This window comes from Acinetobacter sp. 1566109 (assembly GCF_000582255.1).
Taxonomy (GTDB): domain Bacteria; phylum Pseudomonadota; class Gammaproteobacteria; order Pseudomonadales; family Moraxellaceae; genus Acinetobacter; species Acinetobacter nosocomialis.
Window position 1 is genome coordinate 60112 of the sequence record NZ_JEYB01000008.1, and the last position, 24606, is coordinate 84717.

The window sequence follows — 24606 nt, forward strand, 5'->3', positions numbered from 1 at the left end:
AGTTCTTCAGTTTAATTGGTTTTTTAATTAGGTAGTTTATTTATTTTTGTTTTAAGATAGTTCTCGGCTTAAAACCCTTTTTTGTGCACACATTTTATCATCAGGTCTAATTATGTCTCAGGCGAATGCCACTTCTTTAACGCTTTCATCTCTAACAGAAAATAAGACGAGTGAATCAGGCCAACTTAAAGAGTTTCGCACTCCCCCACACAATTTAGCCATTGAACAAGCAGTGCTTGCTGCATTGATGACCGTTGCTGAATCTTTTGAACAAATCAGTGACCTACTCAAAGAAAATGATTTTTATGCCACTCGTCATAAATATATTTACCGTGCAATTGAAAAATTAGCGCAGGAAAATTCACCGTACGATGCGGTATTAGTGAATGACTGGCTTTTAAAACAAAACTTACTTGATGCTATTGGTGGTGAAGAATATTTAATGCAGCTTATGGCTGATTCACCTTCAAGTTTCTATAACCTTGAAACCTATGCAACCAAAATTAAAGAATTCTCTACACTAAGAAGTATGATCAAGGTAAGTACTGAAATTTTACAAAATGCTTATGACACAAAAGGGCGTGGTGTTAGTGAAATTTTAGATTTGGCCGAAACCAGTATTTTCTCTTTAGCTGAACAGCACAATAACAATAAAAAAGATTCTGGTCCTAAAGCAATAAGCTCTGTAACAGCCGATGTTATTAGTAAACTTGATGAACTTTCAAAACTCGATGGCAATATTACTGGTTTAACTACTGGCTTCTTAGAGCTCGATAATAAAACTTCCGGTATGCAACCTGGAGATTTAATTATTGTCGCGGCACGTCCGTCTATGGGTAAAACTACCTTTGCCATGAACTTGGTTGAAAGTGTTTTGCAATACAATAAACTTCCTGCTCTCGTATTCTCTATGGAGATGCCAGCTGACTCAATTGCAATGCGTCTAATATCCGCAATGGGTAAAGTTCACCAAGGACATTTACGTTCAGGTAATTTAGATGCAGATGAGTGGACTAAAGTTACTGGTACTATTTTGCAGCTTCAACAAATGCATTTATACATTGATGATTCGTCAGCTTTACCACCAACCGAGGTTCGTGCCCGAGCTAGACGTATTGCAAAAATGCATGATGGTAAAATCGGCTGTATCATGGTCGATTATTTACAATTAATGAAAGTTCCGGGTATGGGCGATAACCGTGTTGGCGAGATCTCGGAAATTTCACGAAGCTTAAAAGCCTTGGCAAAAGAAATGCACTGCCCTGTGATTGCACTTTCTCAGCTTAACCGAAGTCTGGAAAACCGCCCAAATAAACGCCCAGTAATGTCCGACTTACGTGAATCGGGTGCGATTGAACAGGATGCCGACTTAATCATGTTCATTTACCGTGATGAAGTCTATAACAAAGAATCTAAAGAAGCAGGCACCGCAGAAATTATCATTGGTAAACAGCGTAACGGCCCTATTGGTACCGTTCGCCTTGCCTTTGAAGGCCAATATACTCGTTTTAGTAATCTCTCTCCTGAGTATTACAGCCAATATGATGATGAAGAATAAACTCTATCTCTAGCCCAAAGGAGTAAATGAGGGTGCGTCAAGCAACAGTTTATATTGATCGCCAAGCGCTTCAATATAATTTAAACCGTGTCAAACAACTCGCAGCAAATTCAAAAATCGTAAGTATGGTAAAAGCCAATGCTTACGGACATGGAGTCAAAGACTGTTTAGCAGCCTTAAATGCCTCAGATGCCTTTGGTGTCGCCTGCCTACAAGAAGGATTAGAAATCCGTGAACTTGGTTTCGAACAACCAGTTACTTTAATTGAAGGCGTATTTTCTGAAGATGAAATGCCCGTCGCAATTGAGCAAAAATTTGAATGTGTTATTCATCATCAACAACAGTTTGAATGGTTAATTAAACACAAACAAGCATACATTGCCCAAGGCTTAAAAGTATGGGTTAAATTAAATAGCGGTATGAATCGTTTAGGTTTTAAAAACCCAGAAATTATTGAAGTCATTAAAACTTTAAAATCTGAAGGATTTACCTGTGTACTTGCTATGCATTTTGCCAATGCAGATGTAGACCATCCTTTAAATGAACAACAAAAACAGCAATTTTTGCAAGTAAAACAAGTTTGTGAACCAGTTTTAGCGTCTTGCTGTAATTCAGCGGCTATTTTTAAATGGCCAGAACTGAATTTTGACTATGTACGACCAGGTATTATGCTCTACGGTGCTTCACCTTTTGCAGATAAAACAGTACATGAGCTTGATTTAAAACCAGTTATGACTTTCACAGCAGAAGTTATCGCGTTAAACCATATTCAAGCTGGTGAACATGTGGGTTATGGTTCAACTTTTTGCGCCCAACAGGCTATGGATATTGCCATAGTTTCTATTGGCTATGGTGATGGTTATCCAAGAGCTTATGTTAAGCAAAATTTTGTCGCTATTGATGGCAAACTTTGTCCAGTTGTAGGACGTGTAAGTATGGATATGATAGCGATTGATGTCACAAATACTCAGGTAAAACTTGGTACCCAAGTGGAACTTTGGGGTAATCATCGTTTAGTTGATGACGTTGCTGAAGCTAACGGCACAATTGGTTATGAATTACTTTGCCGCTTAAGCACTCGTCCAGTCCGTCAAAGTACTTAATAATTTAGTAAATAAAAAAATCCAAGCTTGCTTGGATTTTTTTATTTGAAATACCTTTTAACGCCAATAATCATCTGTAGGTTTAGGCATTTCCTGTAAACCACGACGTAAAGTATCCGACCACTGACGACTAATTTGTGAAAAATACGGATCATCTTCACTAATTCGTTTACCCATAGGAATCACAAAACTATCTCTGCTATAGACCAAGGCATCTAATGGTAAACCTACCGACACATTAGAACGCAGTGTTGAGTCAAACGAGATTAAACTACAGCGTAGAGCATCATCTAACGGCATTGCATAATATAAAGCACGATCTAAAATAGGTTTACCATATTTACTTTCACCAATTTGAAAGTAAGGCGTGTCGGTTGTAGCACAAATAAAATTACCTTGCGGATAAACATTATAAAGCTGCATATCACCGCCTTTAATTTGTCCACCCACCAAAATACTACAAGCATAATTCATTTGTTCTTGAGTATCTGAGCTAATATCTTCTAAAACATTTTTTAAAGTTTTACCGACTAAATCAGCCACTTCAAACATTGTATTAATACTATATAAATTAGGCTCTTGCTGCAAAGTAAGCGCATTTTGCAAATGCCCGATAACCGCTTGTGTCGTTGCTAAATTACCTGCTGTTTGCAAGGCAATAAAACGCTCTCCCGTTACACCGAAAGTATGAAGCTTACGAAATACAGAAATATGATCGACCCCTGCATTAGTTCGAGTGTCACTTATAAACACCAAACCCTGTTCTAATCTCAGCGCACAACAATAGGTCATTTCGTTCTCTTTACATTCAACAAGCCAACACTTGAACCACAGACATCATATTTTCAATACCACCCTGTTCTCGCACACCTCTAATTGGGGCAACATCAAGATAGTCCCGTCCAACTGCGAGATAAATATGATGCTTTGGCGTAAACAATTGATTGCTTACATCAAAACAATACCACTGATTATCTAAAAATACCTCCGCCCAAGCGTGACTGGCAAGGTGCGGATAATTTTGATCAAATAAATAACCAGAGACATAACGTGCTGGTAATTGTAACGCACGACACATGGCGATTAAAACATGTGCATGATCTTGACATACTCCTTGAGCTGCATGAAAGGCTTGCGTGGCAGTCGTATGAACAGATGTACTATCTGGTTGATATGGCATCTTTTGCAGAATATTTTCACTGAGCAAAGCAATGTGTTGTCGATCTTTGACGGTTACAATTTTCTGGGCAAAATCCAACATTTCAGAATCATATTGAGTGGCCGCTGTACTTTGAAGAAATATTTTTGATGGTATAGGTACATCTACTCCACCTATCTCTTTATTTAAAAGCTCAACAATACCCTGCGCCATAAAAGTAAGATGTTGGTATTCATAACGCTGCGTAGCGGTTAACCAAATATTATTAAAAATATCTCTTTTGAGTGTCTTATCACCTGGCACACTGATTGCCCAATTCACAACATGTTGATGCAGCGATGTTTGAGGCATCATCTTAATATACTGAATACTGTTTTTAGCAGTTTCAGTATATTTATAATGCGTTTGATGATTAATCATCAATTTCATAATCATGCCTCGAACATATATTCCAGCTGCTGAGTAAAATTATAATAAGCATCCCAAGACGGATGATCTTTTAATAATTGCCAAGATTGATTTAGCTTCTCCCATCCTAAGTCATTCAGCTGTTGAAGCAATTTTTCTAGCTCCTGTAAAAGTCCCGTAAGGTCTTGCTGAAAACGTAGTTGTATATCTAATTGCTCTACTTTCTTTCCTAAATTCAGAAATAAGGCTATATCTTCATTTTCAGAATCAAGTATTTGATTACATTGAGCTAAAGCTTTATTTAATGAATCAGGATGAGCTTGAAGTGACTTAATCGCATGATTCAGTTCGGCATAAGCGCTAGAAGATAGTATCCCTCTTAATTCTTGAATATTATCTTTAGCAATCATGAACTGGTTCAGTAATGAATATGTTTGTTTCGTATCCAACATATAGCAGTTCAGTAATTCTGCTTGCTCAATGACCAGTCCAAATGCCGCTGCAAATTGAGTTGCTTTTTCATCATCGGTAAATGGTAAATGTGATACAGCAAATTTAATCCGCATTAAATAACGGCCCAACCAATAAATGTGGTGTGCACTCGAATTGAGTAAAACCATAAATTTCCTCTTTAACCGACTATTAGGAATGTAGCGTTTCAACGACCCATGTATCTTTAATGCCTCCTCCTTGTGAGGAATTTACGACTAAAGATCCTGCTTGCATGGCCACTCGTGTTAAGCCTCCCGGTACAATTTCAGTGCGATATGGGGAACTCAATACAAACGGACGTAAGTCGATGTGGTGCTCAGCCACTCCTGATGTCGTTAAAGTCGGTGCAACAGATAAAGCTAATGTTGGCTGTGCAATATATTCGTGTGGTGTAGCAATCAATTTTTTTCTAAATTCATCAATTTCACATGCACTCGCCTTAGGACCAATTAACATGCCATAACCACCAGACCCTTGAGCTTCCTTAATCACTAATTGATCTAGATGAGACAATACATAGTCTAAATGTTCCTTTTCGCGGCATTGATAAGTAGGGACATTTTTCAGAATTGGTGTTTCACCTAAATAATATTGAATCATCTGATCAACATACGGATAAATCGATTTATCATCGGCTACGCCAGTACCAGGTGCATTTGCAATCACTACATTTTTTTGTAAATAAGCGGACATAAGACCTGCTACCCCTAGGGCACTATCAGGTCTAAAGGCAAGCGGATCTAAAAAATCATCATCTAACCGACGATAAATCACATCAACCTTTTGACGTCCACGAATTGTTTTTACAAAAACTTGATCATTTTCTACAAATAAATCTCGGTTAGTAACCAGTGGCACATCCATTTCACGTGCCAAAAAGGCATGTTCGTAATAAGCACTATTAAAACGCCCTGGCGTTAAAACTACGATAAAAGGACAATCAACCTCTGAGTTTTCTTGAAGTATTTCTTTTAATAAGCTTGGGTAATGTTCAATGCCTTGCAAATTATTAGCAGCACAAAGTTCAGGCATGAGTTGCTGGCTAATATTTCTACATTCAATCATATAAGAGACGCCAGAAGGTGTTCTTAAATTATCTTCTAGTACAAAAAATTCACCTTCGCCATCTCGTATAATATCTATACCGCTAATTTGAGAATAAATTTTACCTTTAAGCTTGTGCTTGAGCATGTGTGGCTGAAAAGCCTCATGACAAATAATATGATTTTCTGGAATTAACTGTTCCTTTAAAATATGTTGTCCATGATAAATATCATCTAAAAAATAGTTTAAAGCTTTAACTCGCTGTGCACATCCAGCTGCTATTTTCTCCCACTGTTTTTTTTCAATTACTCTCGGGATTAAATCAAAAGGAATGGTTCGCTCTGCACCCTCTTTATCGCCGTAAACATTAAATGTAATACCGTGATAGAGAAAATGTTGTTTGGCCTCCGCATTTAACTGCTTAAGCTCATCTAAAGTTCGAATGCTCAACCATTGCTCAATTTTTTTAGAAGCAGCACCGTTAGATGTCACATCGTCTAGCATTTCGTTAAAAAACTGCGATTTTAACTGTTCAAATAAGTTCGTTTGTACCGAAAGATTGTCCATAAACGAAGTCTGGTTAAGTAATGCGGTGGTCGCCTGCTCTTGTAAAAAATAATCAATATCGGCTTGTAGGTCTTTCTCTTGTTCTGACATAGCAACCTCGTCTTATCATTTATCTATATTTCATTTTTAAATAAGCAATTTCAGTGCCACTTATATATCTATAATGCTTATTGGCTTTCGTTGTTATAACTTTCTTTTAAATTTTAGCATTGATTGTAAAAGGTGCCATAAACCGAATCTGACAAACTTGCTAAATGTGTAAAGTTTTTTTATTGTGTTGACACCAAAGCAATTGGATATAGATGTATTACGCTTATGTCTGTAATAGAAAAAGAAACTTCAAATAGTTTATATCGCCAGTGGCAGATTCTATCTCGCCTTCCTACCGGTAAATGGATCGGGACTCGAGAATTGCAAGAAATGCTTGAGCGTGAAGGTATCGAAATCAGTTTAAGAACAATTCAGCGTGATTTAAATCAAATTGCTCAGCGTTTTCCAATTGAAAGTAATAAAGCTGTGCCTCAAGGCTGGCGATGGCAATCAGATGCACCAATTCAAAGCTTACCGCATATGACAAGCTCTCAAGCAGTAACCTTTATGATGGTTGAAGAACATCTCAAACATTTGCTCCCACCAAGTCTACTTGATGAGATGGGTCCTTGGTTTGACTTAGCAAAACGTAGTCTGTCTACACAAAATAATGTAAGACAATGGATTAATCGTGTCCGTATTGTGCCAGCAAGCCAACCACTGATTCCACCTGTAGTCGACCGTGCTGCTCAACAAGCAATTTACGAAGGCTTACTGCAAGACAAACAAATTGAGTGTGTTTATCAAGCCCGTGTAAATCAAGGCGAAGATAAAACTTATATTTTAAATCCGCTTGCATTGGTCCAAAAAGGTGCTGTTATTTATTTAATTTGCACCCGCCATGATAAAACCGAAGTACAAACCTTTGCCCTACACCGCTTCAAATCCGCTAAGGTTTTAGAAAGTCGTGCGCTCCACCCCGTTAATTTTGATATTGATCATTATATTGACTCGGGTGCTTTAGGTTTCAGGGTAGACTACAACCAACCTACTGAATTGATACAGCTCACCTTAACCATGACTGAACAAACTGCCAAAACTTTTTATGAAAGTCAGTTAAGTAAAGATCAGACAATTACTCCAATTGAAGAAAACATTGTCGAAGTTACGGCGACTGTTCCTTTTACATCTCAACTCGTCTGGTGGTTACGAAGTTTCGGTAAAAAGTTGCTCCATATTGAACCAGTTCAAGTACACAATGCAGTACGAGAAATTGAACCTGATAACAAATGACTAGATATAAAAAAGAGAACCGTCAGGTTCTCTTTAGATTTTGAATAATAATTTTCTTAATTTTATATTGGTATTTATAGTTTTATTTATTTTCAGATCATTCTGTTCTCCTCCACCAAAATGATCTGCTTCTTCTTTTGCGCTATGTTGAACATGAGCATTGGCATGCCAAATCATATCCATTATAGCGAATTGATTTCATTGTCATGTTTAAAGCCCTCTTGTTTGAACGTGAATTCAATATAACGTTCGTTTTAAAACATGTGAAATAAGAAAAAAAGGAAGTGAAATCTATTTTCTTCCTTAGGAAGTTTCCATATATTTTTTGATAAGAAAATAAAAAGCCCAGTCTTAACTGGGCTTTTTTAATGACTTAAATGATTAAGCTGTTTTTTTGATCATGTTATTTTTACGAATCGTGATCATTACAAGTTGAACAGCAGCTGGGGTAACACCAGGAATACGACTTGCTTGAGCCAATGTTTCTGGACGCACAGTTTTTAACTTCTGAGTAATTTCACGAGATAAACCTGAAACAACATCATAATCAAAATCGGCAGGAATCTTGGTTTCTTCAAGACGCTTTAACTGAGCTACATCTTCATGCTGACGGTTAATATAACCTTCATATTTAACCGCGATCTCGATTTGCTCACCCACTTGTTCTGAAACTTCTGAACCCGTAAGTTCTGCGATTTGAGCAAAACTAATATTAGGACGTTTGAGTAAATCAATCGCACTACATTCTTTACTCAAGTCAGCACCAGTCATTTCGACAAACTTTTTACCCATTGGGTTATTAGGCGCTGCCCATAAATGCTGTAATCGAGATGTTTCACGTTCAACTGCTTCCATTTTTTCACAATAAGCAGCCCAACGAACATCATCAACTAAACCAAGCTCACGACCAATAGTTGTTAAACGTTGATCGGCATTATCTTCACGTAACATCAAACGATATTCCGCACGTGAAGTGAACATGCGGTATGGTTCTTTCGTACCCAAGGTAATCAAATCGTCAACCAATACACCCATATAAGCTTGGTCACGTTTCGGTGTCCATTCTTCTTGCTCCCAGGCACGGCGAGCAGCATTTAGACCTGCAAGTAAACCTTGGGCACCAGCTTCTTCATAACCGGTAGTACCATTAATTTGACCAGCAAAATACAAGCCGTTAATAGCTTTGGTTTCAAGGGTAAATTTCAATGCTTGCGGATTAAAATAGTCATATTCAATTGCGTAGCCCGGACGCAAAATGTGGGCATTTTCCATACCACGAATTGAGCGTACAAGTTCAAACTGAACATCAAATGGTAATGAAGTCGAAATACCATTTGGATAAAGCTCATGTGTATCAAGACCTTCTGGCTCTAAAAACACCTGATGTGAGTCTTTATCAGAAAAACGATGAATTTTGTCTTCAATTGATGGGCAGTAACGTGGACCTACACCCTCAATAACCCCGGTATACATTGGTGAACGATCTAAACCACCACGGATAATGTCATGGGTTTTTTCATTGGTATGTGTGATATAGCAGTTCACTTGTTCAGGATGCATTGAAGCATCCCCCATAAATGACATCACTGGAGATGGGAAGTCACCTGGTTGTGGTGTCATAACAGAGAAGTCAACTGAACGGGCATCAATACGCGGTGGAGTACCTGTTTTTAAACGACCTACTGGTAGTTTTAATTCACGCAGACGCTGAGCAAGAGCAATAGAAGGAGGATCTCCTGCACGACCACCGCTTGATTTTTCTAAACCAACGTGAATAACACCACCCAAGAATGTACCTGTAGTCAACACAACAGTTTTTGCGTCGAAGCGAATACCCATTTGGGTCACAACACCCTTAACGGTATCGCCTTCCACAATCAGGTCATCAGCCGCTTGTTGGAAAATATCAAGATTTGCTTGGTTTTCTAATGTCTCGCGAATAGCAGCTTTATAACGAACACGGTCAGCCTGAGCACGTGTTGCACGTACTGCAGCACCTTTACGCGAGTTTAAAATACGGAATTGAATACCGCCTTTATCGGCAGCTAATGCCATTGCACCACCGAGTGCATCAATTTCACGTACTAAGTGTGATTTACCAATACCACCAATTGCTGGGTTACAGCTCATCTGACCCAAAGTCTCAATGTTATGGGTCAAAAGCAAAGTCTGTCGTCCCATACGCGCCGCAGCAAGTGCCGCTTCCGTACCTGCGTGACCGCCACCGATAACGATAACATCATAAACTTTAGGATAGTGCATGAGTACAAAAACACCAGAAAAAAAAGACGGAACATTATAGCAAAATTATCTGCTTATTGATGTACATAATTACAAAATTGTCATCACATGATTTACGCTACACCACATGTTTTGACATTTTGTTTCAGGAATTCAATACAAAGTGAATGTTTTTAAAAATTTTTCATTCTAGAATAAAAAACGTACAGCACTTCTACGACTTTAAAATTAACGCAACGAGAAGGAACACAAAATGAAAACGACCATGTTAAAAATCTTAACTGCATTTCTCCTTTGTTTTTCAGGCGTAACGTTGACCCACGCTGCGACTAATCATAATGCCAAATCGACTCACACTACTAAATCGAGTCATACTGCTAAAACAAGCAAGCATGCTGCAGAGTCAGGTACATCAGTAACACAAAAAGAACTGAGAGCTTGTGCTAAAAAACGTCAGGGTGATTGGGTTTCTTACAGCCATAATGGTGCAACCTTCAATGGTACTTGCCAACCAAACGAAAATGGCAAACTACAATTTAAGGCCCCTGCTCCCTAATATAGTTTGAACCTAAGGTATAGAAAAAAGTTTTAATTTTTCTATAACACAGCGAAATTTTCAAAAAGCGGTCCATTAAAGATGGGCCGTTTTCTTTTTTAAACCATTCTAGTCGGCTACAATACACCTTTAAATAAAATTTTTAGGTCCTTTTCGTGAAGTGGTTACAAATACACATTACCGTTGATCAAGAACAAGTTGAATTCACAGAAACACTTTTAATGTCTCTAGGTGCGGTAAGCGTAACGCTGGATGATGCTGAAGATCAGGCTTTGCTTGAACCATTACCAGGCGAAACACCTTTATGGAATAAAGTTATTGTTACAGGTATTTATCAACAAGACGAACAAGACCCAATTGATGTTGACACTTTAGAAGCTTTCTTAAAAGCTCAACTTCCAGATGTACCTATGCGTCATGAAGAACTTGAAGACCAAGTTTGGGAACGTGCATGGATGGATTATTATGAACCGATTCAAATTGGGGAAAAATTCTGGATCGTACCTGAGTGGTTAGAACCACCAGAAGCAGATGCGACTAATATTAAACTTGATCCAGGCCTTGCTTTTGGTACAGGTAACCATGCAAGTACATTTTTATGTTTACAATGGTTAGGTAAAACCGATGTAAAAGATAAAATCGTTATTGATTATGGTTGTGGTTCGGGCATTTTAGGCGTTGCAGCTTTATTATTAGGTGCTAAAAAAGTCTATGCGACAGATATTGACCCTCAAGCTGTTCTTGCGACAAAACAAAATGCAGAACTCAATGGGGTTTTAGACCGTCTATATGTGGGTCTTCCTGAAGAGTTCGATCAAGAATTCAAACCTCAACAAGCAGACGTTTTGGTGGCAAATATTTTAGCGGGACCATTAATGGCACTTGCGCCAGAGTTTGCACAATTACTGAAATCTGATGGTGAGTTCGCACTTGCTGGTGTAATTGAAGAGCAAGTAGCTGATGTTTCAGGTGTTTATTCTGAATTTTTTGATATATTAGACGTCGAAAAGCGCGAAGAAAACTGGTGTCGCATATCAGGAAAACGCAAAACAATAAATTGAGACTATTTAACTCATGAATGAAAAGCAAACCCGCTGCCCTAAATGTTTAACAGTTTATAAAGTTTCTCTAACCCAGTTAACTGTTGCTCAGGGCATGGTTTGTTGCCCTAAATGTAATTTAAATTTTAATGCTCTAACCAACTTAGTTAATGTTGAACTTCCAGAAGCAACAAACTCATCTGTTTTAGCTGACGGCTCGATTCAAACACGATATATGACTCATTCACATGTGTTAGATATCTTTGATCAAAAAGTTGAAAATTCTAATATTGATCTTTTGACGTATTTAAATAATTTAAATTACTTCCATAACGAGCCAATCAATGCGCTCCCCAACCTCAACTTAGCTGAACAAGCAACTTCACCTGAACAGGATAATGGTAAAAAGCATAGCTGGTTGTACTATACACTTTGGAGTTCTGCGAATCTGATTCTGATTTTAGTTTTTACTTTTCAGATTCTCTGGTTCAATCCAAAACTTATGCAGCAAAGCCCTGCTATTAGCCATGCATTTAATTATGTCTGTCAAATACTGCACTGCAGTAAGTCAGCTGAACAATATCAACTTCTTTATATAGAAAAGGTAAAGCTACGTAGAATAGATATAGAACATACTCGATTTTCTGGCGTTCTAGTCAATCAAAATAATAAAAGTATTGAGTTACCAAACCTAAAATTAAGTTTTGGTCGAGAAGGCAATCAAGAAGAGATCATTTTTACTCCTCAACAATACTTGGTTGAAAATTTACGAGGCATTCAACGTATCCCAACTAATACACCGTTTAAATTTCAATTTGATTTAAATAAAAGCAAAAAAAGCCTAGTAAATTATCGATTAGAAATTGTCCACCCCTAATTTGTAAAAAAAGTGAAAAAAAAATAAAAAAAAATGCAGTTAATTTGCTCACTTTTTCCTAGACAATGGTATGATACGCGCCACGAAAGCTTTGACTCATATACTCCTCGCTCTCAATTCAAAAAATATACTGTTAAGCATGTGTGCTTTTCTAAATTAAGCGCATAGCCTAACTTTTTTTGTTTTTGAGGGGGCTGTAACAAATATTTAACTATTGTTACGCTTATTTTTTACTCAATACGAAGATTTATGGCAAGCTAATTGTTCTTATGTTTTAGAGTCACTGTTTTAGGATCTAAAACAGGACTCCGTATTTTTAGACCACATTTATATACTACTTTACCCAAGCTAGTATTTGATTTTCGGATTAACTCGCATGAATAGCAAATCTCCTATTTTTACTGCACAATCTGATGTTGCTCTTCGCATCCACGTGGATCGCGCAGTTCGTCATTATTTTGCACAATTGCAAGGTGAGCAACCATCTCAGGTATATGACATGGTGCTAGCAGAAATGGAGAAACCTCTTTTATCTGTAGTTCTTGAATATACTCGTGGCAACCAAACACGTGCCGCAGAGATTCTTGGACTAAACCGCGGCACTTTACGCAAAAAGTTAAAAGCTCACGGTTTAATGAGTGAATAAATGATAAAATGCTCACGACGTCGTGGGCATTTTTTTATGCTTCTAATTGGTTTTAATCCGTAGACTTGAAATTGTTGACTTGAACATCATGACTATTAAACGTGCTTTGATTTCTGTATCAGACAAAACAGGAATTGTCGAATTTGCTCAAAACCTTACAGCTTTAGGGGTAGAATTATTATCTACAGGCGGCACATACAAGTTGCTTAAAGATAATAACATTGCTGTTGTTGAAGTATCTGAACATACTGGTTTCCCAGAAATGATGGATGGCCGTGTAAAAACACTACATCCAAAAATTCATGGCGGCATTTTAGCTCGTCGTGGTCTAGACGAAGCAGTTATGCAAGAACACAACATTGATCCAATCGATCTAGTTGTTGTCAACCTTTATCCATTTGCAGCTACAGTTGCTAAACCTAACTGCTCTCTTGCTGATGCTATCGAAAATATCGACATCGGTGGTCCGACAATGGTACGTGCTGCTGCTAAGAACCATGCCTCTGTAGGTATTGTTGTAAATGCTTCAGATTACGATACAGTGATTAGCGAATTAAAAGCTACAGGTTCACTTTCTTATGAAACACGCTTCGATTTAGCGGTTAAAGCATTTGAACATACAGCTCAATACGACGGTATGATCGCTTCTTACTTAGGCGCTCGCGTTGGTAAGACCGAAGGTGAAGCTGATTTATTCCCTCGTACGTTCAACACTCAATTAAATAAAGCACAAGATTTACGTTACGGTGAAAACCCACATCAATCTGCTGCTTTCTATGTTGAAGCAAACGCCAAAGAAGCTTCTGTTTCTACAGCAAAACAATTACAAGGCAAAGAATTGTCTTATAACAATATTGCTGACACAGATGCTGCACTTGAATGTGTTAAATCATTTGCTAAACCAGCTTGTGTCATCGTAAAACATGCTAACCCTTGTGGTGTTGCGGTTTCTTTAGACGGCATTAAAGCTGCTTATGATTTAGCTTATGCAACAGATCCAGAATCTGCTTTCGGTGGCATTATTGCATTTAACCGTGAGTTAGATGTTGCAACTGCTCAAGCAATTGTTGACCGTCAATTCGTTGAAGTTATTATTGCTCCAAGCATTGCTGATGGCGTACTTGAGGTAACTGGTGCGAAGAAAAATGTTCGTGTTTTAGTATGTGGCGAATTACCTGCAATTGATGCACGTGCTCCGCAACTTGACTATAAACGCGTCAACGGCGGCTTACTTGTTCAAGACCAGGACTTGGGCATGATCACTAAAGATGATCTTAAAGTAGTTACTAAACGTGCTCCTACTGAACAAGAAATTGATGACCTTATTTTCGCGTGGAAAGTTGCGAAATATGTAAAATCAAACGCTATTGTTTATGCAAAAAACCGTCAAACTATTGGTGTAGGCGCGGGTCAAATGAGCCGTGTTAACTCAGCACGTATTGCTGCAATTAAAGCAGAGCATGCTGGTTTGGTTGTTGAAGGCGCTGTTATGGCATCTGATGCATTCTTCCCATTCCGTGACGGTATTGATAATGCAGCTAAAGCTGGCATTAAATGTATCATTCAACCGGGTGGTTCTATGCGTGATGAAGAAGTTATTGCGGCAGCTGATGAAGCTGGTATTGCAATGGTCTTCACTGGTATGCGCCATTTCCGCCACTAATTTAAATTTAGTCCTCCCTAACCCTCCTTTTATTCAGGAGGGTTTTCCACAATAATGGAACTATCTCTCCACTTCGAGAAATAGAGGGGGATGAAAAAGGATTAAAGTTAAGGAACAAATTAAAAATGAATATTTTAGTTTTAGGTAGTGGTGGTCGTGAGCATGCTTTAGCATGGAAAATCGCGCAAGATACCAAAGTTACTCAAGTTTTTGTTGCACCTGGTAATGCTGGTACTGCAACAGAAGCAAAATGCGTTAACGTCCAACTTGATATTTTGGACAACCCTGCAATTATTGCTTTTGCTAAAGAAAATAATGTTGAGCTGATTGTTGTTGGTCCAGAAGCACCATTAGTAAATGGTGTAGTAGATGCTGCACGTGAAGCTGGTTTAAAAATTTGGGGTCCTACTCAATATGCAGCGCAGCTTGAAGGCTCAAAAGCGTTTGCTAAACATTTTTTAAAACGCCATAACATTCCAACTGCTTTTTACGAAGTATTTACTGAAGTTGATGCAGCGAAAGCTTACGTTGAAAAAAATGGTGCACCAATCGTTATTAAAGCTGACGGCCTTGCTGCTGGTAAAGGTGTAATCGTTGCAATGACCAACGAAGAAGCTTTTGCAGCGATTGATGACATGCTTGCAGGTAACAAATTTGGTGATGCTGGTTCACGCGTTGTAATTGAACAGTTCCTTGCTGGTGAAGAAGCTTCTTTCATTTGTATGATTGATGGTACAAATATTTTACCAATGGCAACTTCACAAGATCACAAACGTATTTTTGAAGGTGATCAAGGTCCAAACACTGGCGGTATGGGTGCTTACTCTCCTGCTCCAGTTGTAACTCCAGATGTTTTTGAACGTGTAATGACTGAAATTATGCGTCCAACTGTTGATGGTATGGCTGCTGACGGACATGTTTACACTGGATTCTTATATGCGGGTTTAATGATTGATGAACAAGGTCAACCACGCGTAATTGAATTTAACTGCCGTTTTGGTGACCCTGAAACTCAACCAATCATGATGCGCTTAAAGTCATCTCTTGTTGATTTGGTTGAAGCAGGTATTGCAGGTAATTTACCAAAAGAAGCTGAGTGGGATGAGCGTAAGTCAATCGGTATTGTACTTGCAGCAGAAGGATACCCAGATAGCGTACGTAAAGGTGATGTGATTTCTGGTATCGGCCAATCACCTGAAGATACTAAAATCTTCCACGCAGGTACTGCAACTCGTGAAGATGGTCACATTGTGACTTCTGGTGGACGTGTACTTTGCGTAACTGCTTTAGGTGACAGCGTTCTTGAAGCACAAATTAATGCTTTAGAAGTATGCGGCCAAGTAACTTTCACAGGTATGCAATACCGTAGTGACATCGGTTACCGCGCGATTGCACGTGAAAAAGCTGAATAAAATTTAGCAAAAAAAGCTTCCTATTTAGGAAGCTTTTTTTATTTTGTGCACCAATAGAAGAAAATGATATAAATTTTTTAGAAGATTTATTAAGATATCAACAAATAGAAAAAAGCCCTCTATATCAACTACATTTTTATTGCTATCATTAGTACATAGTTGTAACTGTCATCAGACACTGCTGTTTTAATAATTTCCATAAAGACTTGCTCTACAAATTATGCCTGTAGAGAGTTTTTTAATATTCTAAATTTATGAATGCTCGTTTGGCTACTGTTGGGGATGAACTGTTTGGGGAAACAGTTTTTGTTTATTAAACAATTACCCTCTGTTATAGCCAAAATATGCAAGCAAATTATGGAACCCCAGAAAAAGATCACAGAGTTTAGACTAGTTGTAATTCCAACTCCTCTCTTTTCATATTGATATAGATCAATCGTTATTGTTCTATATCTTAATCAGGACTTTTTTAAATGAAAAAGCTGATCAGCCTTTTTTTAAGCATGTCAGTAGTATTATTGACAGCATGTAGCAAACAAGAAAATGCTCAACAAGCCGAACAAAACAATGATAGTTCCAAAGTACAAAAGGTAGTAATTGCCTCTACAGGTTCGGATGCTGACATTTGGCGTTATATCGCATCTTTACCTGAAACCCAAGCTGCTGGACTGAAGTTAGAAGTAAAAAACTTCTCAGACTCCGTTTCAATGAATACAGCAGTTGCAAATAAAGAAGTAGATTTGAACGCATTCCAAGCTTATTCTTATCTTACTGTATTTAATAATTCAAACCCGGATAAGATTGCAGCGGTTTCTACCACTTATATTGAGCCAATGGGGATTTATTCAAGTAAATACAAAAAAATTGAAGAACTTCCTGAAGGTGCAATTATTTCAATCCCGGATGATGCTGCCAGCGAATCTCGTGCGCTACTCTTGTTACAAACTGCTGGCTTAATCAAGCTTAAAGCTGACTATAATCCTGTTCAGGGCAGTCCAATTGATGTTATCGAAAATCCCAAAAAGATCAACATCAAACCAATCAAAATGGAAACTGCATTACGTCTTAAAAATGAATTTGATGCAGTTGTATTAAATAATACCATAGCACTCGAGGGAGGTTTAAACGTACTCAAAGATTCTATGTTCTATGAACCTATTGATCAAATCTCAAAAATTAGTGTAAACGTTCTAGCAACTGCTGAATCACGTAAAAATGATCCTGTCTTGCAAAAAGTTGGTAAGCTTTACCACACTGCAGCTGTTAAAAAATACATTGAAGAACACTTTGGTGGAACAAAAGTTGACGTAGACAAACCAATCAGCTATCTCTCAGAAGCTAAATAGTAATATAATAGCCCAAACGTGAAACAGGCAAATTATCTTTGCCTGTTTTTTCTTTCAAGCATAGTTTCTGACGATATGATTCAATTTAAAAACATTTCAAAGCACTATCAGCTCAAAAGCCAAACCATACGCGCACTCGATCAAATCAATTTAGAGATTCCCGAGGGCAGTATTTTCGGCATTATTGGCTATAGTGGTGCAGGTAAAAGTACTTTAATTCGCCTGATTAATTTACTCGAACGACCAAATGAAGGTCAGATTATTATTAATCAAAAGGACTTCACTGCTTTAGATGCACGTTCATTACGTCAGGAGCGTGCAAATATTGGTATGATTTTTCAGCATTTCAATTTGCTTCAAACCAAAACAGTTGCTGAAAATATCGAAATGCCAATGCGTCTGCTAAATTATAAAAAAGCAGAACGTGAAAAGCGTTTAAATGAATTATTAGAGTTTATTGATCTTAAGCATAAAAAAGATGCCTATCCAGATGAACTCTCTGGCGGTCAAAAGCAACGTGTTGGTATTGCTCGTGCTTTGGCAAATCATCCTAAAATTTTATTATGCGATGAAGCCACATCTGCACTAGATCCGCAAACTACTCAATCAGTTCTAGAGCTTTTAAAGAAAATCAATCAAGAACAGAAAATTACTATCGTTATGGTTACTCATGAAATGGATGTCATTGAATCTATTTGTGACCATGTTGCAGTTATGGAAGCTGGTAAAGTGATTGAGCAAGGCTCAACTATTGATATTTTTAGTAATCCTCAGCATCCAACAACTAAAAACTTTATACAAACTGTTTTACATCAACAGTTGCCAGTTAACATTCTAAATCAATTAGAAAATCAACATCACCACAGCATTTATTGCCTACAATTCTTAGGACGTTCGGCTCAAGAACCTGTGATTCAGTCACTTATTAAACAATATGATATTAGTTTAAATATCTTATTTGCCAATATGACTGAAATTAATGGCACAGTGATTGGTCAAATGTTTGTACAGCTTTTAGGTGACCCGCAGTTGATCAGTCAAGCGATTGAGTTTTTAGAGAAAAATGAAGTGAGCGTAGTTCAATCAGGAGATCAAGTATGAGAGATTTAATCGTACAATGGTTAACTGAACTTACTCAGCCTTTCTGGCACAGTTCCCTTTCTATGGACCAGTTTGTAACTGCCTTACAAGAAACCTTTAATATGGTGTTCTTTGCGCTTATATTTGGTGGTATTTGGGGCTTCATCCAAGGCATTATTCTGCTTGTAACTCGCCCAGAAGGGATCTTACCAAACAGATTCATTTATCATTTACTTAACCCAATTGTAAATGCTCTGCGTTCTCTGCCATTTATTATTTTGCTTATTGCAGTTATTCCACTTACAAAGTTCTTGGTAGGTACTTCGATTGGTACATGGGCGGCAATCGTTCCTTTAACAATTTATGTTGGACCATATATGGGCCGACTTATTGAAACTTCCCTACTTGAAGTAAATGAAGGAATTATCGAATCTGCTCAAGCAATGGGTGCAACACCTTGGCAGATTATTTCACGCTTTATTTTACCTGAAGCTCGCAGTTCTCTTATTTTGAACTTGACGACTGCTACGATTAGCCTTATTGGTGCGACCGCTATGGCTGGCGCAGTTGGTGCTGGTGGTATTGGTGACTTAGCCATTTCTTATGGTTACCAACGTTTTGATACAAGCGTTGTGATTTTAACAGTGATTATCCTCTTGCTTTTGGTACAGATTGTACAGACTTTAGGCAACTGGCTCTCTAAGATACGCTAACTCATTTATATAGAAAGCTCCCTAATCGGGGGCTTTTTGTTTTTATAGTCTCCTGTTATTAAAAAGTTGAGTACATGGCTTAATGCCATTTTCTGTTATCATCAAAATTAGTGGTTACTCTTTGGATTTGGTTTCAGGATAAAACAATGCGTTATAGAATTCATTTTATTGATGTGCAAAATGCCCTACAAAACTATATCTGGATTTTAGAAGATACTGAAACTCATGAAGCTGTTGCAGTTGATCCAACAGAAGCTGAGTTAGTCACTCAATTTTGTGATGAGCATCATTTAACTTTAAAGCAAATTTGGCTTACACATTGGCATAAAGATCATATTGGTGGCGTTGCAGATTTAATGGCAAATTCCACTCTAGCTGTATATGGTCCAAGAGATGAATTAAGTAAAATTCCTGGTATTACCCATCCTCTTCAACATGATGACCATCTAAAGTTTAATGATTTAAAAGCAGAGATTATTGCGACACCTGGTCATACCTTAGGACACATTGTTTATTTTATTGAAGAGTTGAATACGCTCTTTTGTGGAGATACTTTGTTTGCAATGGGATGTGGCCGACTATTTGAAGGTACGGCAGAACAGATGTATCACTCTTTAAATCGACTTGCTGCCCTTCCAACCACAACTGAAGTCTATTGCACACATGAATATACGCTTTCTAATGCTGAGTTTGCTTTAAGCGTAGAACCTGAAAATCATGCCTTACAAGAACGTGCAGAACAAGTTCGTAAGCTTCGCACGGAAGGTAAAATTACCCTACCAAGTAGTATTGAACTTGAGTTGGCAACCAATCCATTTTTACGTGCTGAAAGTGTAGATGAGTTCGCTCAATTACGTAGTTTAAAAGATAATTTCTAATTTTTTGGCTTTATATAAAGATACAGTTTAATTTTAAGAACTGTATCTTTTTGAATAAGGCATGTTTCGTGAAATTATTTTTTACATTTATTGATTTTAAATTAATTTGTTTTGATTAAAATTTACTCTAATTCTTGTATTTTAAAATAATTATAAAAATTAAATAGTTAAATTTTATTAGTGATAAAAATGATTACACAAAAACTGAATAAATTCATAAAATGAAGAAGATTGGTTTATCTCTATTACTTTTTTTACAAGTTGCAAAATAAAACAAAGTTTTCCCCCTTTAAAAAATCCTAGTAAATCCCTATTAATAAATAAGGTGTAAGACACGGATAGAAGGAGTTCTCACGTGAAAAAGGTTGTTAAAGCTAAAAATTTAATTGCGTTCCGTATTTGGTTAGAAAAATTAGGGTATTCGGTTAAAAACTTGGCCGATGGAAAAGGTTTCACCTTCAGTTTTAAAAAAGAGTATGGCTTAGTCACGTGTGATTTGGCTGGTAACGCTTTAGCGATGCAATTAGGTGAAGAGTTTGAGGATCACTTAAAGGCGTAAGCTTGAGCTGTTTTGCATATACTATTTTCAGTATAGGCACCTCAAAAGTTCTACTTCATAAGTAGATCTATATGAGAGTTTGTGAGAAATTTTATACTGACCTCCCATAATTAAGCATTTACATAGAAGATAGTTTTTTTAAATTAAATTTTCGACTAGATAAAATAAAACCTGTAGCATGGCGCCTCTCCCAAATTGCCAATTGCTACAGGTTTTTTATTTCGAATTAAAATTTTAAATAATTAATTCGTTTTAGATTTTCCTAATGCTTTATCTAGAACGTCCTTGTCCAGAGCTTTGTCCCAACGGGCAACAACAATTGTTGCACATGCATTACCAATTAAATTAGTTAAAGCACGACACTCAGACATAAAACGGTCAATACCTAAAATTAGCGCCATACCTGCCACTGGTACAGATGGAAAAACCGACAAAGTAGCGGCCAGTGTAATAAAGCCTGCGCCCGTTACCCCTGCTGCACCTTTTGAACTCACCATTGCCACTAAAAGTAATGCAAGCTGTTCACTAATGGATAAGTCTACATTACATGCTTGTGCAATAAATAAAGCAGCCATGGTCATATAAATATTAGTACCATCAAGGTTAAATGAGTAACCTGTAGGAATGACTAAGCCCACTACAGATTTTTCACAACCTGCTTTTTGCATTTTATCCATGAGGGAAGGTAAAGCAGCTTCAGATGAACTTGTACCTAAAACCAACCAAAGCTCGTCTTTGATATAACGAATCAAAGCAATAATTGAAAAGCCGTTATAGCGTGCCACAGCACCTAGAACAATTAATACAAACAGCACAGCTGTAATATAGAAAGTCATAATCAATAGTAATAAATTACCAATTGATTCGATTCCATAAGCACCAATAGTAAATGCCATAGCTCCAAAAGCACCAATTGGCGCAAGTTTCATTAACATGCCAACCAAGTAGAAAACTGGTGCCGTTAAGTTATTTAGGAAATCAGTGATGGGACGTGCACGATCGCCTAAAGCAGCTAAAGAAATACCAAATAGTACTGCCACAAATAGAACCTGCAAGATTTCACCACCAGCAAGCGGACTTACCAGTGTTTGCGGGATAATATTCATGAAGAAGTCAGTAATATTGGTAGCATGAGCCTTCTCAACGTAAGTATTTACTTTATCGCTGACTAAGGTCGCTGGATCAATATTTAGGCCTTTACCAGGTTGAATGATGTTTGCCACAATCATACCAACCACAAGTGCAAGACTTGAGAAAGTAATGAAATATAGCATAGCTTTACCAGTCACACGCCCAACTCGACTCATGTTCGTCATGCTGGCAATACCAGTAACCACGGTCAAAAAGATTACGGGAGCAATAATCATTTTAACGATCTTGATAAATGCATCACCAAGAGGTTTTAAGCTTTGTCCAAGTTCAGGGTAAAAATGACCTATTAAAACGCCTAAAATAATTGCAAAAATGACCTGTACATACAAAATTTGGTGAAACTTCTGTTTTTTCTGTACCGTTTCTTGGTCAAGGGTATTGAAATCCATTATCTAAATACCTGTTCGATGGGGATAAAAAAATAAAATATAAAGCGTGCACCACAAGCTGCTTTAAAGGAAGTGAAGCCATTGTAAAGAATAAAAAACACCCTGTGTCATAAATTTAAAAAATGTTAAATTCAAAAATCATGTATATTTTTGTATACAAAACAATTATTTTACGGATTTTTTAAAAAATTAAATTTCTTAAAAATAATTAAAATTCAAGATAACTCCATGTTTATTATATGATTTATATTCTTTAAAACTTCCTTAAATGCTTTCAGTATTAATTTTATAATGAATAAAACCATCATTTCAAAAATAAATGATTAAAATAAATTCATATTTATTCTAAATTATGAGAATTTAATTTTTAAATAATAAGAAATATTGATATATAATTATTTAATAAAAACAAAAACCTATATGCTTAGGCTAATTAAATGAGCCATTTTTAACTAAAAAGACGAACATATTTCTATGATTTTAAATAAATAGACGTTTTAAAAGACTACGTACGTAATCTAAATTTAATTCCTGATTAGTAAATAGAATCCGAAATAACATGGGTGCAATTACAGTTTCGATAATTTCTTGGTTCGGTATAGTGAACTCATTTCGTAATTTTGCACGATTTTGAATAATGTCGAGTTGCTGAATAATTAAACTTTCGCACATACGTGCATTAGAATCCGAATTTGATGTATACAGAACATCTCGTAATAAATCTTGTCCCACCTCGGAAGCATATTCTTCAAAATATTGCTCAACCCATGCTGTGATATCTTGTTTAAACGAACCTAAATCTTTGGGTTCCATATCAGGTTTAAGTTCATTTAAAGCTACATCTGAAAATAACTGATTGATGTCTCCCCATCGACGATAAATAGTTGAAGGTGTTACTCCCGCCTGTGAAGCGATCATTGGAATGGTAATCTGGCTTTGCTCGAAATCTTTTTGTAATTCTTTTACAGCATTATGTACCGCGGTTTGTATTCTTTCGCTACGGCCACCAGGGCGTAATCCAGTAACAACTTTTGCCATTTATAAACTCTGTAAAGGTCACGAAAAATTTATAAATATTTATATCTATATACAAAATACACTAAAGCTAAGGATTTGCTTTAGTGTAAAAATAATGTATAAAAGCTAAATATTCGCTTTTATGTTATTCATGTTCTATGAACAATTCAAGTTCAAAACGGTCAAGAGCTGTTTTTCAATTAGATGCCGCGAGTGCTTTGACACTCAATACAATTACGCTCATGACATTTATGGCTGCATCTAGTGCACCAACCCCACTCTACCGCCTATACCAACAGCTCTGGCAATTTTCACCGATCACACTGACTTTAATTTTTGCAACCTATGCTTTTACACTGCTGGGATCATTACTCATTATTGGGTCACTGTCTGATTATATTGGACGTCGTCCAGTTATCATTGCCGCTATTTCTCTGCAAATTATTTCGATGAGTTTTTTCTTATTTGCATCAGATGTTTCAATGTTATTTATTGCACGAGGCTTACAAGGTATAGCAACTGGTCTTGCAGTTTCTGCTATAGGGGCAGCAATTTTAGATTTTAGTAAGTTACATGGTTCACTGATTAATAGTATCGCACCCATGATAGGCATGGCTGTTGGGATTTTTCTGACCTGTTCTATTTTACAGTTTTCTACTCAACCCTTACGGGTAGTTTTTGAGTTCTTATGCTTTCTTCTTATTTTGGAACTCATTTTAAGTTTTCTTACTCCCGAAACAGCGCAAAAAAGATCCGGCGCTCTTGCCTCTTTAAAACCTGCGATGGCGATTCCTCCACAAACGAAAAGCGCTTTATTGACTATTAGCCCAATTAATATTGCACTATGGATGGTCAGTGGTTTCTTCTTGTCACTCATGCCATCGTTATTAGCAAAAATTTTCCACACGTCATCGGCATGGTTAAACGGGATTATGTTTATGGCGCTCGCCCTTTCAGGTGCAGCAGGGATATTAACGCTTAGAAAGTCGACAAATTTTCGTATTTTATTAACAGGTACGCTCTCAATTGCTATTGGCGCAGCTGTTTTATTTGTCGCTATTAATCTGACTAATGCTGTAATTCTATTTTTAGGTTCTATTATTACTGGAGTTGGTTTTGGTACAGCGTTTATGGGGGCCATTCGTAGTGTAATGCCATTGGCGCTTCCTGAAGAACGTGCGGGTCTTATGGCTGCTTTTTTTGTTGAAAGTTATTTGGCTTTTAGTATTCCTGCAATTTTAGCTGGGTATTTTGTAGGAAAAATTGGGCTGATGAGTACGGCAAATAGTTACATCGGTTTTATTATCTTATTGTCACTGGTTGCCCTTCTGATGATTATTAAAAATTTTAAAAATAAATAACTATATAAAAAAGCCTCGAACT

Annotated in this window: 23 protein-coding genes; 15 read left to right on the top strand and 8 right to left on the bottom strand. The window is 37.1% G+C overall.

What is annotated here, in order from left to right; genetic code table 11:
- The first annotated feature begins 112 nt into the window (after nt 1–112).
- Both dnaB and alr read left to right on the top strand, forming a co-directional pair.
- Nucleotides 113–1558: a replicative DNA helicase gene (dnaB, locus tag J582_RS09645; protein WP_031983324.1), complete on the top strand. Its 1446-nt coding sequence runs from the start codon at nt 113–115 to the stop codon at nt 1556–1558.
- A 32-nt stretch (nt 1559–1590) separates the two neighbouring features.
- Nucleotides 1591–2661, top strand: coding sequence for an alanine racemase (alr, locus tag J582_RS09650; RefSeq protein WP_031983322.1), 1071 nt, complete (start codon nt 1591–1593; stop codon nt 2659–2661).
- Nucleotides 2662–2718: 57 nt separating this feature from the next.
- Here alr and J582_RS09655 read toward each other — a convergent pair whose 3' ends face one another.
- From J582_RS09655 to J582_RS09670, 4 genes are read right to left on the bottom strand one after another with little or no spacing between them, the layout of a single operon-like run.
- Nucleotides 2719–3453 carry a proteasome-type protease gene (locus J582_RS09655; RefSeq protein ID WP_002049189.1) on the bottom strand — a complete coding sequence of 245 codons (735 nt, stop codon included), beginning with the start codon at nt 3451–3453 and terminating at the stop codon, nt 2719–2721.
- Nucleotides 3454–3469: 16 nt separating this feature from the next.
- On the bottom strand, nt 3470–4249 hold the full coding sequence (locus J582_RS09660; protein ID WP_031983320.1) for a transglutaminase family protein: 780 nt from the start codon (nt 4247–4249) through the stop codon (nt 3470–3472).
- A gap of 2 nt (nt 4250–4251) precedes the next feature.
- Complete coding sequence (locus J582_RS09665; protein ID WP_002049176.1) at nt 4252–4848, bottom strand: alpha-E domain-containing protein; 597 nt, start codon at nt 4846–4848, stop codon at nt 4252–4254.
- A 22-nt stretch (nt 4849–4870) separates the two neighbouring features.
- Complete coding sequence (locus J582_RS09670) at nt 4871–6421, bottom strand: circularly permuted type 2 ATP-grasp protein (RefSeq protein ID WP_032047809.1); 1551 nt, start codon at nt 6419–6421, stop codon at nt 4871–4873.
- 225 nt (nt 6422–6646) lie between these two features.
- Here J582_RS09670 and J582_RS27070 point away from each other — a divergent pair, with 225 nt between their 5' ends.
- Nucleotides 6647–7654, top strand: coding sequence for a helix-turn-helix transcriptional regulator (locus J582_RS27070; protein WP_002049181.1), 1008 nt, complete (start codon nt 6647–6649; stop codon nt 7652–7654).
- Nucleotides 7655–7687: 33 nt separating this feature from the next.
- Here the strand turns inward: J582_RS27070 and J582_RS26955 are convergent, their stop codons facing one another.
- Together J582_RS26955 and mnmG are read right to left on the bottom strand one after the other, a co-directional pair.
- Nucleotides 7688–7837 carry a hypothetical protein gene (locus J582_RS26955; RefSeq protein ID WP_002049353.1) on the bottom strand — a complete coding sequence of 50 codons (150 nt, stop codon included), beginning with the start codon at nt 7835–7837 and terminating at the stop codon, nt 7688–7690.
- A 198-nt stretch (nt 7838–8035) separates the two neighbouring features.
- The gene (gene mnmG, locus J582_RS09680; RefSeq protein ID WP_002049310.1) at nt 8036–9916 is read right to left on the bottom strand and encodes a tRNA uridine-5-carboxymethylaminomethyl(34) synthesis enzyme MnmG; all 1881 of its coding nucleotides are present in this window, start codon (nt 9914–9916) and stop codon (nt 8036–8038) included.
- A gap of 232 nt (nt 9917–10148) precedes the next feature.
- On the opposite strand from mnmG, the gene J582_RS09685 reads away from it, so the two are divergent.
- The 11 genes from J582_RS09685 (at nt 10149) to J582_RS09735 (ending at nt 20665) form a co-directional block, all read left to right on the top strand.
- A complete protein-coding gene (locus J582_RS09685; protein ID WP_032047810.1) occupies nt 10149–10451 on the top strand; it encodes a hypothetical protein in 303 nt (100 codons plus the stop codon).
- Between the two features lie 155 nt (nt 10452–10606).
- On the top strand, nt 10607–11512 hold the full coding sequence (prmA, locus tag J582_RS09690; protein WP_031983316.1) for a 50S ribosomal protein L11 methyltransferase: 906 nt from the start codon (nt 10607–10609) through the stop codon (nt 11510–11512).
- A 13-nt stretch (nt 11513–11525) separates the two neighbouring features.
- Complete coding sequence (locus tag J582_RS09695) at nt 11526–12368, top strand: zinc-ribbon and DUF3426 domain-containing protein (RefSeq protein WP_031983314.1); 843 nt, start codon at nt 11526–11528, stop codon at nt 12366–12368.
- A 376-nt stretch (nt 12369–12744) separates the two neighbouring features.
- On the top strand, nt 12745–13014 hold the full coding sequence (gene fis, locus J582_RS09700; protein WP_001086304.1) for a DNA-binding transcriptional regulator Fis: 270 nt from the start codon (nt 12745–12747) through the stop codon (nt 13012–13014).
- A gap of 88 nt (nt 13015–13102) precedes the next feature.
- The gene (gene purH / locus J582_RS09705; protein WP_031983312.1) at nt 13103–14677 is read left to right on the top strand and encodes a bifunctional phosphoribosylaminoimidazolecarboxamide formyltransferase/IMP cyclohydrolase; all 1575 of its coding nucleotides are present in this window, start codon (nt 13103–13105) and stop codon (nt 14675–14677) included.
- A 125-nt stretch (nt 14678–14802) separates the two neighbouring features.
- Nucleotides 14803–16089: a phosphoribosylamine--glycine ligase gene (gene purD / locus J582_RS09710; protein ID WP_031983310.1), complete on the top strand. Its 1287-nt coding sequence runs from the start codon at nt 14803–14805 to the stop codon at nt 16087–16089.
- 473 nt (nt 16090–16562) lie between these two features.
- Nucleotides 16563–17435: a MetQ/NlpA family ABC transporter substrate-binding protein gene (locus J582_RS09715; protein WP_004708030.1), complete on the top strand. Its 873-nt coding sequence runs from the start codon at nt 16563–16565 to the stop codon at nt 17433–17435.
- A 75-nt stretch (nt 17436–17510) separates the two neighbouring features.
- Nucleotides 17511–18536, top strand: coding sequence for a methionine ABC transporter ATP-binding protein (locus J582_RS09720; RefSeq protein ID WP_004708029.1), 1026 nt, complete (start codon nt 17511–17513; stop codon nt 18534–18536).
- On the top strand, nt 18533–19228 hold the full coding sequence (locus J582_RS09725; RefSeq protein WP_022575478.1) for a methionine ABC transporter permease: 696 nt from the start codon (nt 18533–18535) through the stop codon (nt 19226–19228). Before J582_RS09720 ends, J582_RS09725 begins: the two co-directional genes overlap by 4 nt.
- A 146-nt stretch (nt 19229–19374) precedes the next feature.
- On the top strand, nt 19375–20106 hold the full coding sequence (gene gloB / locus J582_RS09730) for a hydroxyacylglutathione hydrolase (RefSeq protein ID WP_031983689.1): 732 nt from the start codon (nt 19375–19377) through the stop codon (nt 20104–20106).
- 355 nt (nt 20107–20461) lie between these two features.
- A complete protein-coding gene (locus J582_RS09735) occupies nt 20462–20665 on the top strand; it encodes a hypothetical protein (RefSeq protein WP_000758190.1) in 204 nt (67 codons plus the stop codon).
- Between the two features lie 242 nt (nt 20666–20907).
- Here J582_RS09735 and J582_RS09740 read toward each other — a convergent pair whose 3' ends face one another.
- Both J582_RS09740 and J582_RS09745 read right to left on the bottom strand, forming a co-directional pair.
- Complete coding sequence (locus J582_RS09740; RefSeq protein ID WP_032047811.1) at nt 20908–22206, bottom strand: dicarboxylate/amino acid:cation symporter; 1299 nt, start codon at nt 22204–22206, stop codon at nt 20908–20910.
- Nucleotides 22207–22686: 480 nt separating this feature from the next.
- Nucleotides 22687–23244 carry a TetR/AcrR family transcriptional regulator gene (locus J582_RS09745; protein ID WP_002049198.1) on the bottom strand — a complete coding sequence of 186 codons (558 nt, stop codon included), beginning with the start codon at nt 23242–23244 and terminating at the stop codon, nt 22687–22689.
- 137 nt (nt 23245–23381) lie between these two features.
- On the opposite strand from J582_RS09745, the gene J582_RS09750 reads away from it, so the two are divergent.
- Nucleotides 23382–24584: an MFS transporter gene (locus J582_RS09750; RefSeq protein ID WP_031983687.1), complete on the top strand. Its 1203-nt coding sequence runs from the start codon at nt 23382–23384 to the stop codon at nt 24582–24584.
- Nucleotides 24585–24606: the final 22 nt, after the last annotated feature.